Genomic DNA, 16,601 nt, shown 5'->3' with positions numbered 1-16,601 from the left:
GGCCTCGAGGAGGTCGGACATGTGGTGCGGTGTGGTGCGCTTCTGTCTTTAGAACATGTGTCCCGCAACGGCGAGAGCATCATCTCGCCGGGCCGTCTCGCGTTCCCTACGACAGGGGACCGCCGCCCAGAAGGACTCGTCCCGCCGGCGAGTGAGGCTCCTCATCAGGGGCCACCCACACCAGGCCACCGCATTCGGTCAACGCCGGCCAGGTGTCCTCATCAGGATTCCCATCCGGACCGACGAGGCAGCGGCCCTGCTCAAGCGCATCCGCGATCCGGGAAAGCCACGCGTGAAGCGGCCACCCCGCAACCGGATCCGCTAGGAGCTCCGGCTCACGGTCCACGAACCACCGGCCAACACTTCCGTAAGACGGCTCCCCCAGTCGGGCGTCGACATAGAGCCCGTGCCACATATCCCCCACCACACAAGAGAATGGAATACGTCCCGGCTCGCGCTCCTGGTCCCGGGTCTGCACCGTATAGGCATCCCGCAGGGTCTCCAGCGGGTACCAGCCCTGAGCGCCCGGCAAAAACCCGGCAGGCCACCAACTCTTGCCGGTCCCCGGATCATCTATACCGTCGTGCAGCTTGTACCACGCCCGCAAAGCAGGCGGAAACACCACCCCGATCGCCTCTTGCACGGCATCAACGTCCGCATCGCTGGCCGGTGGACGCAACAGCGCCGCAGACGCCGGAGCGCGCTCGACAATCCACCCCTCGATACGCTCCCACGCCGCCACCGCGAAGTCTTGTTCACTCATACCCGGCAGGGTAACGCGGACGCTTCTCATCGGGCGGCCTCTCAAAGAGCGTTTTGTCCTGGTGGGGGTGTTTGGTATCGCCCGGTTGCTTGAGGAGTTTCGCCGGTCCTCAGTGCCTGCTCTGGAGACGGTCGGTGTCAGCGCCGGGTGAGAGGGTCACAAGATGCCTCTACCTCAGCCCGACGATCTGACCTCGCTGGTCCTGCGTACCGACTTTAGTGACGAGGGAGCCTGGGATGCAGTTCGAGCCGCACTCGACGCTGCCGGCGAGTATCCCCTTGCCACGTATGTCAGCGAGCTTCGCTTTGCCGGCGTGGAGGTCCAGGCATTGCTGGATGAAGAGGTTGCTGCGGATGAAGACGACCAGATCGTCTACCTGTTCCTGGCAGACGCAACCACGATGAACGATCCGGGTCACACACTCCTGGCCGTGGACCTCTCGGACGAGCCTGGGCGTACGTTCAGGGTCCCCGCTCGGTGGTTCCCTAATATCTCAGCCAACCTCAGCATCGCCAACATGGACTTTGCAGAGTTCGCCGACGCCGCTGATGGATCAGGGACCTTCCGCGGCTTCGACGAGGGCTGACGCCTTATTGTTGAGGCCCATCCGGGCGAGCTATGTACCGCGCCAGTTCGGCGTGGATTCGTGGGTGAGCCGTCGGCTCATCAGGTCGATCATCGCGAGGCGGATCATGGCTTCGGAGCGGTGGGGGTGGGTCTCGTAGTCGCGGGCGAGGCGGCGGTGGTGCATGAGCCAGCCGAAGGTCCGCTCGACGACCCAGCGCCGCGGGATCACCTTGAAGCCCTTTTGGGCGGGATCGCGGCGGGCGACCTCGACGTCGATGCCGAGGGTAGCGCCATGGCCAATGACCTTGGTGCGATAGCCGGTGTCGACCCACACCTTCGTGACGCGGGGGTGACCTTCGGCGATGTTCGCAAGCAGGTGGATGCCGCCGACGTTGTCGGAGTCGCTGGCGGCGGTGACCAGTACGGCCAAGAGGAGGCCGACGGTGTCGACGCCGATGTGACGTTTGCGGCCTGCGATCTTTTTGCCCGCATCGACGCCCTGGCCGACCGCGGGCACGTTGGCCGAGGTCTTGACGCTCTGGGCGTCGAGGATGCAGGCGCTGGGCTCGGCCTCGCGGCCTTCGGCTTTCCGGACCAGTCGTCGCAGGAGTCCGTTGAGCTGGTCGAAGACGTCGTCCTTCTGCCAGGCGGCTGAGTACCCGTAGACGGTTTCCCATGGGGCGAAGTCGTGCGGCAGGTAGCGCCACGGGATCCCGGTACGGTCAACGTTGAGGATGGCATCCATGATTCGGCGCAGGTCGTGCTCGGGCGGCCGGCCGATATCCAGACCCTTCCCTCTCCGTCCGGCCCGCCAGGCCGTCAGAGTCGGTTGCAGCAGTTCCCAACGAGCATCGGACAGGTCACTCGGATACGGCCGCTGTCTGCGAGGCATGTTTCTGTAGTACCGATGCCCAACGTCCCGCCACAGGGCGCAAACAGGTGTGACCGGGGGTGTGTTGGGATCAGACAGGAGCGAAGCAACCGAAACGGACCCCCGGAGACCATCCCTCGCCCGGTCTGCCACAACAGACGCCCACCGCCTCAGCCGACCCGAAGCGATCGACCACCTAAATGGCAGCGAACCACCTATGTCGGTGCAAAACACTCTTCAGCTTGTCATTTACGGTCCGGCGTCGAACGCGGCTCGAACTTGATCGGCGTTTTCGCAGTTCAGCGGACACGTAGGCGGCCTCCGTCTGATCCTGTGCTCCGTCACAGAGTGGATCAGCGCGAAGGCCGTGGTCGTGAGTTTGGTGCATCAGAGCGTCCTGCGAGATGCGTTCGCGGAAGTGTCACACTTCCGGTCGGAGCTGTACGCGTGCATGACCGCGCGGGGCGACGCGTTGTTCGAGTTGTGCGACGCGCTGCTGTGCACGGACGGGCCGGTGCGAACGCTGGTCGATCTCGCGCTCGCTCCCGAGCACCGCCGTGGGCACGGAGCCCTGTACGGCGGACTCAACCAGGGCCGGATCGACGTGGCCCGGCTGCCCCGGGCCCTGGCTGGGGTGCCGTTGCCACGGGCGGCGGACGGTCGGCTCGTGCTGGCGGTGGATGTCTCGCCGTGGCTGCGACCGGACGCCAACACGTGTGCTGACCGGGCCTTTTGCCACACCTTCGGGCGGGGTGAGGGCAAGCATCAGATGGTGCCCGGCTGGCCGTACTCGGTGGTGGCCGCGCTGGAGACCGGCCGCACGTCCTGGACGGCGGTGCTGGACGCGGTCCGCCTGGAGCCCGGCGCCGACGTCGCCGCGGTGACCACCGTGCAGATCCGTGAGGTCATCGAGCGGCTTGTCGCCGCGGGCCAGTGGCGGCCGGGTGACCCGGGGGTCCTGGTCGTGCTGGACGCCGGACACGACGCCCCGCGCATCGCCCACCTGCTGGGTGACCTGCCCGTCGAGATCCTCGGCCGGCTCCGTTCAGACCGGGTGATGCGGCGTCCGACACCCTCCCGCGAAGAGTTCCACCTGGCCAACCCCAGGGGCGGCCGGCCGCCCAAGCACGGCGGCGAGTTCGTCTTCGGCGACCCGCAACCTGGGGCACCGAGCAGGCCGTGACGGTCACGGACACTCGGCTCTACGGGAAGGCGACCGCGCAGGCGAGGGACCGGCTGCACCCGCGGCTGACCCGCCGGGCCGCATGGCTCGACCACGACGGACCGCTGCCGCTCATCGAAGGGACTGTCATCCGTCTGATCGTTCAGAAGCTGCCCAGCGGCGGGGTCAACAAGCCGGTCTGGCTGTGGTGGTCAGGCACCAACGCCACCACAGTGGACGTCGACCGCTGCTGGCAGTCCTTCCTTCGCCGCTTCGACATCGAGCACACATAGCGCCTGTTCAAGCAGACCCTCGGCTGGACCAAGCCCCAACTCCGCAGTTCGGAAGCGGCCGACCGGTGGACCTGGCTCGTGATCTCTGCCTATGCCCAGCTCCGGCTCGCTCGGCCGCTGGCCACCGACCTCCGCAGGCCTTGGGAGAAGCCGACCGAGCCGAACAGGCTCACGCCCGCCCGTGTCCGCAGAGTGTTCAGGAACCTGCGCGCGAAGACCGGCTCCCCGGCTGGTGCACCGAAACCATCCCGCCCCGGCCCAGGCAGGCCGCCAGGATCGAAGAACCAGCAACCGGCCACCCGTCACGATGTCGGGCGAGCCCTCGCCACCGGCGAGGCGTTCAGCCGTCCCGCCCACCACAAAGTCGGCACCAAGCCCCGCCGCGGGACACCTGAAGTCCCGCCCGCTTGAATCGTCAGGAAGCCGACCAGGTTGGATGGCTCCATGGTGAGACGGAAGCGGGAGAAGAAGAGGCGACCTCCCTTCGGCATGCCGAAGGGCATCGTCCTGCTCGCGACGCCGGAAGGCTGGCGCCACAGTGTCCTCACCGTGGACGGCGGGATGCACTGCGGGCGCCTCACCGACGTTCCGGTCAACGCCGGCCCAGCCGAGGCACGGGCCGCCTCGGCGGCCATGGTGGTGGGACTCGCGCACGACTTCCACGAAGCGCGCGTCGACGTGACCTGGGATCCGCCCCGGGAACCCGGGTCCTGGACCGCCCAGGTCACCGTTGCCGCGTCCCCGCCGAACGCCTTTGGTTAAACGACAAGTTCAGAGCGTGTTTTTGAACTCTGGCCGTGAGGTGTGTACGGCTGGATGATCTGGTTTGTGGCGTCTGGCGGGGTGGGTCGGCGGTACTGCCGGGAGAGTGGTGATCCGCTTCCGTCGTCGATGGCGGCGGAGGCGGTGTTCTGCTCGGGCCGGTGCAGGTCGAGGCGGTGGCGGAGGCTTCGGCGTGCTCGGCAGCGGGTGGCCTTGATGCAGCGTGGTGATCAGGCTGAGTGCCCGGTTTGCGGTCGGTCGTGGACGGTGGGGTTCGAGCGGTCGCGGTCGGCCGTCTACTGCTCGTCGCGGTGCCGGGTCCGTGCCTGCCGTCAGAGGCAGGCGTCGCGCAACGGTGTTTCGGAAACGCCGTAGGCGAACGGCACGCTGACATCACAGGTCGCAGCCGCTCTGCATGGTTTTCAGGGGCGGGCGACCGGTGCTTCGAGGCCCCTGGTTCACGCTCTGCCCCGTCATGTCGGGTCCGCGTCACGGTGGAAGCCGGCCTGGGCCGGAACCCCTCATTCAGCCGCCATCGGGTGGTTGGTCCGGCCCGGGGTGAGGGCGGTGATCATCGTGTCAGACCGGATTGGCAACGTCACTCGAACTCGTTACGAACAGCTTGTCGCCGAAGCCCGCGAACTGAGCAACCAGATGGCGAAGGCACAGTTCGCGCTGGGTGACAAGGCTCTGGAGATCGAGCCGATGCGGCCGGTCGGCGGGTCGATGCCCAAAGGCACCGACGACCTGTTCACCGTCGAGGAGTCGCTGCAGATGTTCGCCGACGACATCGGGGTGGCCCGCTCGACGGTCGAGGACTGGCGGTGGACCGCCTCGCGCTGGCCGGAGGCCAAGCGCAAGGACGGCGTGTCGTTCACCGTCCACAAGATCCTGGCCTCGATCCAGGACGAGGACGAGCGGTGGGCGGCGATTGAGGACGCTCCTTTCAACTCGCGCTCGGGGAAGCGGCAGTGGACGCCGGACGCGGCGAAACGGCTGGTCGGGCAGCGGGTTGACCGGCCGGTGACGGTCGAGGAAAAGGTCCAGGCCGTCACCGACCTGACTCGCGATGAAGAGGTCGCCTCCCGGGTGACAGTCGACCTGCTGTCGCGGCCGGCCGCCGCCGCCCAGATCACCCCCGACGACCGCGTCCGCGTGGTGCGCGAGCTCACCCGGGACGACGACGTCGCCAAGCAGGTGACCACCGACCTGCTCAAGCGGCCGATCGTTGCGAGGGAGACGATGCGGGACGACACCGCCCGCTTCCTGGTCAACCGGGCCCAGTTCGACAACTCCGCCCAGGTCCGGGAGACGATCCGCGAACGCACCCCGGCCGTCCGCAAGATCGAGCACACCATCGAATACCTGGACCTGGTCGGCTCTTGCCACCAGTTCGTCGCCGCCCTCGGCCGCCTGGTCCCCAGGATGAGGGGCCAGGAGTTCAGCGAGGACGAGCGCGAGACCGTCCGCCGCGGCATCTCCAAGGTCCGGGCCGCGGCCGACTGGCGCGAAGCCGCAGTTGAGAACGGCGAGTTCACCCTGGACGAGCAACTGGCCCAGCTCCTTCAGGTGCAGCTGTGGGAGTGAGTCGTGCGGGCAGTTAATGTGCCGGGTGCATTCCGGCTGGTGGTCCCGGGGAACGTGCGGGCGCTGGATCCCGCGCCGGCGATGTTCGAGGCGATGCTGTCGGGTCGGGAGCAACAGCAGCGGAGCCGGTTGCTGGCGAGGAAGACGATCGAGGACCGGCTGAGTCTGGTGCGGCGATTCGCGCTCTTCACGGGGATCTATCCGTGGGAGTGGACACCGGAGGACGCCGAGGCGTACTTCTCCTATCAGATGTCAGGTGAGAATCCGCTGGCGCACTCGACAGTGCGCGGGCAGCAGGGTGACCTGCAGATGTTCTGCGCGTTCGTCACCGACGGCCGCTACGGGTGGGCGTCAGCCTGCGAGGAGGCGTTCGGGCAGTTCCCGGTCCAGGTGTGCCACGCCTGGAACACCGCCGATCACGTCGCAGAGTTCGAAGGCAGGCCCGGACGCCGGGCGCTGACCTACGACGAGCTGCAGGCGTTGTTCGACGCGGCGGACGACCGGGTGGAGCAGGCGAAGAAGCGCCGCCGGAAGGTGTGCTTGCCGCGTGGCGGGACGCGGTGCTGGTCAAGCAGATCTACGCATTCGGGACCAGGCGGCGGGAGACGTCGATGCTGGACATATCGGATCTGCGTCACAACGCCAGAGCGAAGGCATATGGGCGGTTGGGTGCGCTGGAAGTGCGGTTCGGGAAGGCCTCGCGGGGCAGTCCGCCCAAGCGGCGCACACTGCTGACGGTGCCGGAGGTCGACTGGATCGTCCCCGGTGCTGGAGGAGTGGGCGGGCGAGGTCCGCGGTTCCTTCTCGCCGGGCGCCCATCCTGCGCCGTGGATGTCGGAGCGGTGCGGGCGGCTCGGCGTGCGGCGCATCGACGAGGTGTTCACCGAGACCCGGGACCATGCAGGACTACCCGAGGAGTTGGAACTGCACTGTCTGCGGCACACCTACATCACACACCTGATCGAGTTCGGCTATCCGGAGCGCTTCGTGCAGGAGCAGGTCGGCCATGCCTATGCGTCGACGACGGCGTTGTACACGTGGGTGTCGGACGAGTACCGCAACCGGCTGCTGGAGGCATCGTTGGCACGGCGGCTGGAGCGCACGGGCGGGAAGGGAACGGGTCGCGGTGATGAAGCGGACGGGGGTCGAGTGGAACCTGCGGCTGCTCATGGCCGAGCGGGACATGTTCCAGACCACGGACCTGGTGCCACGTCTGGCGGAGTACGGGGGGCACCTGTCGCGGGAGCAGGTTTTCCGGCTGGTCACGCAGCCCCCACAACGGTTGTCGATGGACACCCTGGCCGCGTTGTGCGGGATTTTGGACTGCTCGCCAGCGGATCTGATCACGGTGAAGGAGGCCCGGCGCCACGTCGCCAAGCCGACGGCCTCGGGGGAAACCGTCAGCTCGACCGGAGCCGTCCCGCCGGTGAGGAGGGTACGGGTGCGGCGCCCGGACGGCCTGTGAGCAGGCGGCGCGCGGGCCCGCCATCGGAGTGGGTGGAACTCGCCGACCGAATGACCGCGTTCCTCCCCGACCTGTCGATCGACGACGCGGCGCGGATCGTGGCCGACATGACGCCGCCCGAGCGCACGCGGATCCGCGATCACCTGCGCCGGCACCCCGATGCTCTGGTCAGCGGCGCATCGGATGCGCCGCGCTCGGTGCAGGCGCTGATCGCGGCTCTCACCGAGGCCGTGCGTTCCCCGTGTCAGGCCTGCAGCCTGCCTGCGCTGCGGGCGCGTGCGCCCGCTGCGACGGGTCGTACCGGGCGGCCGGGTCTGCCTCGGCTGCGAAGGCACCCTCGCGAATCGCGGCAACATCGGGCCCTGCGCGGCCTGCGGCGAGACCCGGGCGAGACCCTCGCACCAGACGTGCGCGCCGTGCCGACGTCGCCAAGTCGCCGCGACCCGGTCCTGCTCGGCATGCGGCAGACCGTCCCACCTGGACCCGTGCACCACATGCAGGCCCCGGCCGTCAGCGCCCTGTGCACTGTGCGCCGCCAACGCCGAAGTGTGCGCCCGCCGGCCGCTCGGCCCGGTCTGCAAGCCCTGCTACCGCCATGCCCGAACCACCCCCGGCACCTGCCCGGCGTGCGAACGGACCCGGGTGCTGATCGCCCAGCGGGACAGCCGCCGCGTCTGCGGCCCGTGCGCGGGACACACCGACCCGTACGCCTGCCCACGCTGCGAAAATCCGCGCTCCTACATGGTGCGAGGGCTGTGTGACCGCTGCACCCTCCACGACCAGCTCGACGCCCTCCTCGACGCCGTGCCCGCAGCGGCGTGCAGCCGGTTCGAGCCCATGCGGGCCGCGCTGACCGACTGCGACCAGCCGAGGACCGTACTGAACTGGGTCCGTAACTCCCACTCCGCCCGGCTCCTTGCCGACCTCGCCGCCGCCGAACGAACGCCGACCCACCAGGACCTGGACAGCCTTGCCCGCGAGGTGGGCCGCGGCGACGCGCAGACCATCGACTACCTGCGCGGCATCCCGGTCACCTACCAAGTACTGCCCGAGCGGGACGAACTCGTGGCCCGCATCGAGCGCCACCTCGCCCGGACTGTGAAGCGCCACCCCGAACACGCCCTGCTCCTGTCCCCCTACCTCCGGTGGTCGCTGCTACCCCGCGCCCGCAGGGCGAGCCCGCGGCCCGCGGGCTCGAAGCACCGCATCCGCTGGGCCTACACCCGGATCAACACTGCGTGGCCTTCCTCACCGCCATGCGCGAGCAAGGACTCGGTCTCGCGGACGTCACTCAGCACCAGGTCGACGCCTGGCTCGCCGACGCTCCGAGCACGCGCTACAAAGTCCGTGACTTCGTGGTCTGGGCCGCGCGCCGCGGCCACAGCCACCCGCTCCTGGTGCCCCACCGTCCGAAGAAGGACCCGGTTCGCCTCGATGAGGACTCCCACTGGGAGCTCCTCCACCAGTGCCTGACCGACACCGCCCTCCCCCTCGATGTCCGGGCTGCTGGCGCGGTACTCCTCCTGTTCGGCCAGCACCTCACCCGCATCGCGGCCCTGCCCACCACCTCCCTGAGCGAAGTCGACTCCCACCCAGTGCTCGTCCTCGCCGAAACTCCCATCCGCCTGCCCGAACCCGTCGCGCTCCTCCTGGCCGAACTCGTCGTCCAGTCGCCGCCCTCCGACTGGGCGGCGAACTCACCACGCCACTGGCTCTTCCCCGGCACCCGCCCCGGCCAGCACATCTCCTCCGCCGCCCTCGCCCGGCGCCTGGCCGCCCACCACATCCCCATCCGGCCGGCCCGCACCACCGCACTGGTCCAGCTCGCCGAGGACCTGCCGCCAGCCGTCCTCGCACCCCTGCTCGGACTCCACGCCGTCACCGCCGAGCACTGGCGGCGCCGCGCGGCCACCGACTGGACCGCCTACCTGGAAGCCCGTATGTCGATTCGGGACGGTGGCCCACCGGTGCTGGCTGTCGTCACCCGCAAGGCGGCCCCACCACCCATCGAGTGATGGGTCGTCATCGCCAGCACTCGGTCAGGGCTTCAGAATGGTGGCTCGTCGGACCACAGGTGTGTCGTCGGCACGAGCGGTGGCGGGGGGCTTCTGTGGACGAGGAGGGCCAGGCCCTCCTCAACGCGGCCGAGGTCGACGAGGTAGCCGGCGAGGTCATGGCTGTTCCTGTGGGCGTGCTGTTGGAGGACGGTAACGGCTTCCTCGGTGCGCCCGGCACCGGCGAGGAGGTGTGCAATGTGCTCCGCCGCGTACCAGGTGTTGCCTTCGGGGTGGGCTCGGGCCCGTTCAACCGCCTCGTCGACCCCACTGCAGGCGGCGACCAGCGGCAACCGCATCCAGAACAGCTCCCACTCGACCTCACCCCCGCGCTGGGCGTCGAGGGCATCCAGGTGGGCCAGGCCGTCGGCGGGGCGGCCCTGGTCGAGGCACAGCTCGGACAAGGCGTGGAGAATCCAGTCGTCGCTATGGTGCGCGTCGGCCTGGGCGCGCATCACGGCGATCGCCTCTCCACCACGTCCGTGTCGGGCCAGGAGCTGCGCAAGCTTGTAAGCCGAGTTCGGGTCCCGGGTCGCGGGGCCGTCGGCCTGCCCGTATACGGCGATCGCGCCCTCCACGTCGCCATCCTCCTCCAGCAGCTCCGCCAGCCGCTGTACGGCCTCCTCATGCCCGTCCAGCGCGGCGTAGGCGCGAAGTTCCTCGATTCGGTCGTGCCGGGCCAGCAGGTCGGCGAGTTGGTCTCGGCTGTTAATTGAGGTGGTCTGTCGGCGGCGGAGCAGAGCGATGGCCTCATCCATGTGGCCCTGGCGCTCGCGGATCGCCGCGAGCAGGCCGAGCGCCATGTCGGAATCGAGGCCGCGGCAGCACCACGGGCCGTCGCAGCAGTGGTCGGCCCGGGTCCGGCCGGCGAGCAGCGCGGCGGCCTCCTCGTCGCGGCCGGCAACGGAGGCGACGTCGACCAGGGCGGTGGCGAGCACCCAGTCGTCGACGTACGGCACGAGCAGATCGAACGCCTCCTCGGCGCGGCCGTGCCGGGCGAGCAGCCTCGTGTAGGCCTTCAAAGCCATCGGGTGCCCGGCTTCCATGCGGATCCGGCTGATCTCGATCGCCTCGTCGATGCGGCCCCAGCCTTCCAGCAACTCGGCCGCGGCGACAACAGCCGTCCACCAGCCCGTCGCCACGTACGGGGCGAGCGCCTCCAACGCGTCGGCCTCTCGACCCTGCTCACCCAGCACCCGCGCCCACGCCAGCGCGCAGAACCACTCCCCGCGTCCGGCCTGCAGCTCCACCACGTCGGCATGGCCTCGTTCGAGCAGCCGCGAGACCAGCTCCGGCGGGATGCAGCCGGATCGCGTCCGGGCTCGGTAGTCAAGATCAGTAGCGTCCACGGCCAAGCACCATAGCGCTCGCCCCTGACGCCAGGCCCGACACCACCGACAGCTTCGAATACAGCACAGTTGGAATGACGCTCCCCGCCACTCGGAGCGAGCGGCTGGACGTCGGCGCGGCGCCAGGCGTACGCCAACGACCTGGACGCCGAGCGCTCCCTGATCGCCGTCGCCGCCAAGACCAACCGGTCCAAGGCCGACCAGGACCCGGCCCAGTGGATGCCGCCGGCCACCGGGCAGCACTGCGCCTACCTTGCCGACTGGACCGCCACGAAGCTGCGCTGGCAGCTCACCGTCGACGACGCCGAACGCCAGGCCCTGGCAGCCGCGGTCGCCCGCTGCCCAAGGGGCGACGGTGACGTACGAGCCGGTACCGTAACCCGTCGGCGGGATCACCAACGTGGATCGGTACAGCCATTGTCAGACGCTGCTGGCAGCATCACCGTTATGAACGCCATATTCACCACCCCGCCGCGGCCGTTCGACATCACCGCGCTCTTCCCTGAACTGGCCCCGCTGGCGCGCACGGCAACCCGGCTGCACCCGCGCCCCGGGTCGCCGACCGTGCACGACAGCTCCGTCGGCGGGCCGCTCCTGTGGCCCGCCGACGAGCCGTGGCCGCACTGCGACGAGCCGCACGACCGGCACGCGGCGCCGGTGGTCCACTCACCGGACGACGTCCGGCTCCTCCGCCACGACCGCGCCGCAGCGGCCGAACGGCTGCGCCTCGACCCCGAGGCACCACAGTGGACTCCCGAGGAACGGGCGACCTGGGAGCGGCTCGCGGGCCGCCCGTGGTTCGACGGCCCGGTCCCCCTCCTCCCTGTAGCCCAGCTCTACGCCCGTGACGTTCCCTTCCCGTGCCCGCCCGACACGGACCTCCTCCAGGTCCTGTGGTGCCCCTTCGACCACGCGGAACATGCCAGCCCCAAAACCGCACTGTTCTGGCGCTCCTCCGCCACCGTCACCGACGTTCTCGACGCACCGCCCGAGCCGCCCATCGTCCAGCGGGACTGCTACCTCCCTCAGCCGTGCCTGTTCTCACCGGAGCAGGTCACCGAATACCCCCACCCCTCGGACCTGGACAAGGAGCTTCGGGACCAGCTGGACGACATGAGCCGCTGGGAGTCGATCGACCCCGCGCGGTACAACACGTACGCGTACGATCCGGGCGAGCTCTACCTGAACAACCTCTCCACCGCGCCCGGCTGGAAGACCGGCGGCTGGACCTGCTGGAGCCGCACCGACCCCAAGCCCCTTCCCTGCCCCGAGTGCGGCACCAAGCAGGTCCCGCTCCTCACCATCGCCTCCTGGGAATGGGACGGCGGTAGCGGGACCTGGATCGCCGAGGAGGAACGGACGACTCCGGCCCCGCCTCCCCTGGGCGCCCAGGACGGCAACTTCACGCTCATCGACATCGTCGGCGGCTACAACCTCCAACTCCACGCCTGCCCGGCCGACCCGTCCCACCCCCACATCGAACTGGTCCCGTGAGGTCTTGCGGAAGTCTTCCGCGCCGACGCGCACGCCACAATCGGCACCGCGATCGACTCTCCAGTCAGCAGCCCTGGCCAACTGCCAGGTGATCCAAGCGACAGGCCCTAGCCGAGCCGCTGCACGACGGTCACCGGCCGAGCCCGGTGTCAGGCGGCTTGGCCGAGGCCGGCGGCGCAGGTCCGCTCGTGGCGCGGGGCCGCCACCACCGCCTGCGACGCCGCATCCCGGAGCTGCGCACATGGCCCGGTGGCTTTGTCGAGCAGTAGTGGTTCTGGCACGACTCCCGTGAAGCGGTAACAAATAGTGATCAGTGGGTGTTTCGAGTGCTTGGAGGATCTGTCGCACTTCCTGGCGCCACTGATCGGCTTCGGCGCTTTCCACCCAGCCGGTCGCCATCTCTGATCCGTCCTGGAGAACCCGGTCCAGTGCGAGTCTCGCCGACGCGCGAAGCGAGCCCGGCAGTTCGGGCAGCGGTTCCCTGGGGCCGTCATCGGGGTCAATCACGATGGGGCTGTCCGGGGGGTGCTGGCGACGAGAGCGCCGGCGGCAACGGCTTCGGCCCCGTCTCCGCCATCGACGCGCTCTCCCGAGTCGGTGACTCGCTGGAACGCCCGCTCCAGCACATCGATGACCTGCTGGTGGGTGAGCCCCTCAAGTCCATCGACGAAGTCTTCGGCGAGGTCGCTGTGGAACGGACCGGTTCCCCACGTTCCCATGCATGGCTCCTGACACGGCTGTCTCTGACGAAGGCATGGTTCCAGGAGCCACTGACATCGGTCACGGGGCGAGGAGGACCCGCTTGCGGAGCAATGCGAAGCCGACGCGTCCGAACATCTGGCGCTTGAGCATCTTGATCCGGTTGACGTGTCCTTCGACGACGCCGGAGTTCCAGGGCAGGGTCAGGCCGGCGATCACGGCGTCGCGGTCGCGGTTGATGCCGGCCGCGAGCGTGTGGAGGCTGGGAAGGTCGTTCCGGCGGACGGCGTCGAGCCACTGCGGGAGACGTTCGCCCTGGCGCTCGGTGAGCATGTGGGCGAAGCACCGGACGTGACCGGTCAGGGCGTCGAGTCAGGGCAGTTGGCCAGGACGGCCTTGAGCCGGAGCTGTTCGGTCTCGGTCAGCGTCTCGGGTCGGCTGAGAATCCATCTCGTCACCACGCGGGGTGCCGGCGGTTGCGCGGTGACCGGCCGTGGCGAAGTCCGCTTCTCTCGCAGGGGCGCAGCCCTCGTCCCAACGTTCGTCCAGGTAGGGCTTACTCGTCGAGAACGGAGGTCCTGTTGTGCTGCCACTGGCCGCGGAAGAGGTCTTCCGGCCTGGCAGCGTCGGCGAGGCTCTTGACGGTGCGGTGGGTCATGTTCAGCTGCCGCCCGATGGAACGGCGGCTGTGGCCAGCTTCCAGCAGCGCGTGAACCGTGGCGTGCCTGGCTCGGACACGGTTGGCGAACCGCTCGCTCCGCCATGGAGAGCCCGCCTTCTCCTCGGGCGGGGCCGGGTCGTCGGCTTTTCCCTCGCGATCGGGGACCAGGACGCGAAGGCACTGGCGGTGGCGGGCGACAGCCCGCTCAGCAGCCTCCCCGAGGTTGTGCCACAAATGCCAGCGGTCGGCGACCTGCGTCGCCTGGGGCGCCCCGGCTGTGGCGCCTTCCGCGAAGAACGGCGCGCGGTCCCGGCAGACAATCTCGATGCCGGGTCGCTTCGCCAGCCATGCGGCCAGACTGGACGCCTCCCGGTCAGGCAGCAGATCCACCGGCCGACGCGTCTCGACATCGACGAGCACCGTGCCGTAGACCCGTCCCTTGAGTGTGGCGTACTCATCAACACCAACCACCCACGGGGCCAGGACGTCTGGTTCGGGCAATGCATCGAGCAGCCGCAACACCGCGCTGCGGCTGATGGACACCCCGAAGGCCCGTGCCATCCGGGCGCCAGCCCGGCCGGCGAGGGCAAGACCCACCGCGGCGAGAGTCGAACGCAAGCGTTCCGTCCACCTGCTGTGCCGCCGGGTCAGCCCCGGCATCTGCTCAGCGAACGTCCGCCGAGTACACGAAGACTCCGGACAGAAGAACCGCCGAACTCGCAGTTGTAGGACCACCAGACGTCCCCCACTCGGCACGTCCGCAGGAAACCGCAGGTAAGAGCTGTGCACCCGGGTCGATTCGCTCCCACAGTCCGGGCATGTCGCCCCGGCCGCCGTACTGCAGACGTTGATGCGTATCGCCTCGTGGCTCACATCCAGCGACAGCACCGACACGTCCGCGATGGACGGTAACAACAGGCCCTCCAGACGGGGCGAAGGCTCTTCCACGACGCCGCACTGTTGACCACATCAAGATCGGCTCTGGTCATTTTCAGGCAACTTCCCGGAGCCTGATCGAAGCGTCAGACGTCACTCAGCGTGCGCGCATCACGGAAAGCGAGCCAGAACCACTACTGGTCGATAAAGTCACCGGGTGTAACCGCCCGCTCGATGCCCTCCCACCGTCCACCCGGGGATGTCTTGCCTACCGGATCACCCCCCCCCGACCCGCCTGCTCCCCCCACACGCGGGGATGGACCCAGCAGGACTGAGGTGTGGTCAGCGCGGGTTTGCTTCCCAGGCTGGTGGGGATGGCTGTGTCGGAACGTGGCGACGCTCGCGCTCGAGCCCTGCTCACCGCGCATGCGGGAATGGACCCGTGGGCTTTGCCTTCGGCGAGTGGGGTACGCACTGTCGAAGTGCTGTTCCCGGCTGCGGGACAACGGACAGTGGGCTGTGAGTATGTGTCCCCGGCCCCAGGGGCTCTATGGCCGTGACGCCGCGATGTTGTCGATCTTGAGTGACGAGCCCGGGCCACCGCTGGGGCAGTGATCAGGCTGCCTGCGTGAGCTCCGAGATCACCATCGTCTGGGCCGACTCCGCCTACGCCGGACAGCTCGTGACCTGGGCCAAGACATACCTGAACCTGACGATCAAGATCGTCAGCCGCCCGAAGAACACCCCGGGTTCGTCGTCCTGCCCCGCCGCTGAGTCGTCGAACGCTTCCACGCCTGGGTCATGCATGCCCGCCGACACGCCCGCGACTACGAACGGCTCATCCAGCACTCCGAGTCGCTGATCACCTGGGCCGCGATCATCCTTATGACCAGGCGTCACCCACCGAAGTTCCCGCAGAAGCGGACAGCCGACCTCCCACGAGGCACAACGCGACTGATCACCTTCGCACTGACGGTCAGCAGCCCCACCAAGAGGTCACCGGGCCCTCAAGCCGACCCAATTGTCACACCCCCACGACAGGCCAGCTGCGACAACAACCCAGCTGCTCATCAACGCTGCCACCAGCGTGACGCTCAGGGTGACGGGAGCAACTCCAGTTGCTGGAGCATGGAGAGCTGATCGACGACGTGCCAGTGCTCGACGAGCCGGCCGCCGTCCAGCCGGAAGATGTCGACTCCGGCAAAGCGGCATGATCGTCCCGTCGGGGGAATCCCCAGGAAAGTCCCGGAGTGGGTAGCACTGTTGGTCCAACGGACGACGACGCGGTCCCCCTCCGCAATGATGTCGTCAATGCTGAAGGTGGGTGCTAGCCCCTCCACGAGCATGGTCACTCGATCCTTCAGCCCCTCACGCCCCTCGCGCTGCCCGGGCAGCGGGTCGTGCTCCTGGTAGTCCATCGCGGCCAGCTCGTCCACGAGCTCCATGCGCCGCCCGTTGAGCACTTCCTCGAAAAACCGGCGTACCAGCGCCTTATTGGTCTCGGCGGACACGTAGCAATCTCCCTGTCAATGCCATTGGACGCTGCCTTCTCGTCGGCACCCATCTCCGGCGGACAGCGTCTCCGACCAGATCTCAGTGCGGCACCGCCGCCACGCCGATGCCACCTCGGCTTCACCCCACCGGCACTATGGAAGCCCTGACCGTTTCCTTCGGATCAGCGAACCCCTTCACGGACTTCTCCAGGTTCTTAATGGCTGCGTGAATGTAGCGCTTCACCGTCCTCCCAAGGCCAAGGCGCTTCCTCCGCGTGCTCCGGACTCATGTCCTGAAGGACGCACGGGGTGATGACCTGGCGCTGTGGGTCGGGAAGGTTGGCGACTAAACCATCGATACCCTCTTTGATCATTTCGTAGGCGGCGTCCGGGATACCGATGCCGGATTCCTGCTCTGGCAGTTCCTTAGGTGCTGTGTCCGTTTCGGTGAAGCTGGTGTGTGAGTGGGGTGGTGGCCCATAGACACTCTGGTCAGGAAGACGGA

Annotated in this window: 12 protein-coding genes and 6 pseudogenes; 10 read left to right on the top strand and 8 right to left on the bottom strand. The window is 68.4% G+C overall.

The genetic code is table 11. The features are described from left to right. Positions 1-106: 106 nt before the first annotated feature. On the bottom strand, positions 107-763 hold the full coding sequence (locus tag ABT360_RS33450) for an SMI1/KNR4 family protein (protein WP_351825131.1): 657 nt from the start codon (positions 761-763) through the stop codon (positions 107-109). A 163-nt stretch (positions 764-926) separates the two neighbouring features. Between ABT360_RS33450 and ABT360_RS33445 the strand changes: the two genes are divergently transcribed. Continuing rightward, positions 927-1,349: a DUF6924 domain-containing protein gene (locus tag ABT360_RS33445; RefSeq protein WP_351825128.1), complete on the top strand. Its 423-nt coding sequence runs from the start codon at positions 927-929 to the stop codon at positions 1,347-1,349. A 30-nt stretch (positions 1,350-1,379) separates the two neighbouring features. Here ABT360_RS33445 and ABT360_RS33440 read toward each other — a convergent pair whose 3' ends face one another. After that, positions 1,380-2,222: an IS5 family transposase gene (locus ABT360_RS33440; RefSeq protein ID WP_351825125.1), complete on the bottom strand. Its 843-nt coding sequence runs from the start codon at positions 2,220-2,222 to the stop codon at positions 1,380-1,382. Positions 2,223-2,574: 352 nt separating this feature from the next. Between ABT360_RS33440 and ABT360_RS33435 the strand changes: the two are divergent. The 7 genes and pseudogenes from ABT360_RS33435 to ABT360_RS33405 all read left to right on the top strand — a co-directional run bounded on the left by ABT360_RS33435 (position 2,575) and on the right by ABT360_RS33405 (position 9,485). Continuing rightward, a pseudogene (locus tag ABT360_RS33435) lies at positions 2,575-4,067 on the top strand (NF041680 family putative transposase). Positions 4,068-4,100: 33 nt separating this feature from the next. After that, positions 4,101-4,418, top strand: a complete 318-nt coding sequence (locus ABT360_RS33430) for a hypothetical protein (protein ID WP_351825122.1) — start codon at positions 4,101-4,103, stop codon at positions 4,416-4,418. Between the two features lie 576 nt (positions 4,419-4,994). Then, entirely contained in the window at positions 4,995-6,005 is a 1,011-nt protein-coding gene (locus ABT360_RS33425) for a DUF6192 family protein (RefSeq protein WP_351825119.1), read from the top strand. A gap of 54 nt (positions 6,006-6,059) precedes the next feature. Continuing rightward, positions 6,060-6,740 carry a hypothetical protein gene (locus ABT360_RS33420; RefSeq protein WP_351825116.1) on the top strand — a complete coding sequence of 227 codons (681 nt, stop codon included), beginning with the start codon at positions 6,060-6,062 and terminating at the stop codon, positions 6,738-6,740. 96 nt (positions 6,741-6,836) lie between these two features. Beyond that, positions 6,837-7,043: pseudogene (locus tag ABT360_RS33415) on the top strand (tyrosine-type recombinase/integrase); the annotation flags it as partial. 88 nt (positions 7,044-7,131) lie between these two features. Then, entirely contained in the window at positions 7,132-7,470 is a 339-nt protein-coding gene (locus ABT360_RS33410; RefSeq protein WP_351825113.1) for a helix-turn-helix domain-containing protein, read from the top strand. A 1,238-nt stretch (positions 7,471-8,708) separates the two neighbouring features. Beyond that, positions 8,709-9,485 (top strand): hypothetical protein, encoded by a 777-nt coding sequence (locus ABT360_RS33405; protein WP_351825110.1) that lies wholly within the window; start codon positions 8,709-8,711, stop codon positions 9,483-9,485. A 32-nt stretch (positions 9,486-9,517) separates the two neighbouring features. Here the strand turns inward: ABT360_RS33405 and ABT360_RS33400 are convergent, their stop codons facing one another. Next, positions 9,518-10,873: a tetratricopeptide repeat protein gene (locus ABT360_RS33400; protein WP_351825107.1), complete on the bottom strand. Its 1,356-nt coding sequence runs from the start codon at positions 10,871-10,873 to the stop codon at positions 9,518-9,520. A gap of 447 nt (positions 10,874-11,320) precedes the next feature. Between ABT360_RS33400 and ABT360_RS33390 the strand changes: the two genes are divergently transcribed. Continuing rightward, positions 11,321-12,367, top strand: a complete 1,047-nt coding sequence (locus tag ABT360_RS33390; RefSeq protein ID WP_351825104.1) for a hypothetical protein — start codon at positions 11,321-11,323, stop codon at positions 12,365-12,367. A gap of 363 nt (positions 12,368-12,730) precedes the next feature. Here the strand turns inward: ABT360_RS33390 and ABT360_RS33385 are convergent. The 3 genes and pseudogenes from ABT360_RS33385 to ABT360_RS35460 all read right to left on the bottom strand — a co-directional run. After that, positions 12,731-12,874 (bottom strand): annotated as a pseudogene (locus tag ABT360_RS33385) (hypothetical protein); the annotation flags it as partial. Next, positions 12,871-13,086 (bottom strand): DUF4259 domain-containing protein, encoded by a 216-nt coding sequence (locus tag ABT360_RS33380; RefSeq protein ID WP_351825101.1) that lies wholly within the window; start codon positions 13,084-13,086, stop codon positions 12,871-12,873. The pseudogene ABT360_RS33385 and the gene ABT360_RS33380, both read right to left, overlap by 4 nt. Before the next feature lie 61 nt (positions 13,087-13,147). Beyond that, positions 13,148-14,675 (bottom strand): annotated as a pseudogene (locus ABT360_RS35460) (ISL3 family transposase). A gap of 565 nt (positions 14,676-15,240) precedes the next feature. Between ABT360_RS35460 and ABT360_RS33365 the strand changes: the two are divergent. Next, positions 15,241-15,500, top strand: a pseudogene (locus tag ABT360_RS33365) (transposase); the annotation flags it as partial. A gap of 197 nt (positions 15,501-15,697) precedes the next feature. Here ABT360_RS33365 and ABT360_RS33360 read toward each other — a convergent pair. Together ABT360_RS33360 and ABT360_RS33355 are read right to left on the bottom strand one after the other, a co-directional pair. Continuing rightward, positions 15,698-16,114 (bottom strand): ester cyclase, encoded by a 417-nt coding sequence (locus tag ABT360_RS33360; protein ID WP_351825095.1) that lies wholly within the window; start codon positions 16,112-16,114, stop codon positions 15,698-15,700. Between the two features lie 197 nt (positions 16,115-16,311). Beyond that, positions 16,312-16,601, bottom strand: a pseudogene (locus ABT360_RS33355) (hypothetical protein); the annotation flags it as partial.

Source organism: Streptomyces sp. NPDC000229, assembly GCF_040300825.1.
GTDB lineage: Bacteria > Actinomycetota > Actinomycetes > Streptomycetales > Streptomycetaceae > Streptomyces.
The sequence above is the reverse complement of the archived record's forward strand: the minus strand, read 5'-3'. Positions and strand labels throughout refer to the sequence as shown.

Bases quoted from the DNA above. Each gene is read 5' to 3' on its own strand.
- ABT360_RS33450 (WP_351825131.1), bottom strand. From the start codon at position 763: ATGAGTGAACAAGACTTCGCGGTGGCGGCGTGGGAGCGTATCGAGGGG.
- ABT360_RS33445 (WP_351825128.1), top strand. From the start codon at position 927: ATGCCTCTACCTCAGCCCGACGATCTGACCTCGCTGGTCCTGCGTACC.
- ABT360_RS33440 (WP_351825125.1), bottom strand. From the start codon at position 2,222: ATGCCTCGCAGACAGCGGCCGTATCCGAGTGACCTGTCCGATGCTCGT.
- ABT360_RS33430 (WP_351825122.1), top strand. From the start codon at position 4,101: ATGGTGAGACGGAAGCGGGAGAAGAAGAGGCGACCTCCCTTCGGCATG.
- ABT360_RS33390 (WP_351825104.1), top strand. From the start codon at position 11,321: ATGAACGCCATATTCACCACCCCGCCGCGGCCGTTCGACATCACCGCG.
- ABT360_RS33380 (WP_351825101.1), bottom strand. From the start codon at position 13,086: ATGGGAACGTGGGGAACCGGTCCGTTCCACAGCGACCTCGCCGAAGAC.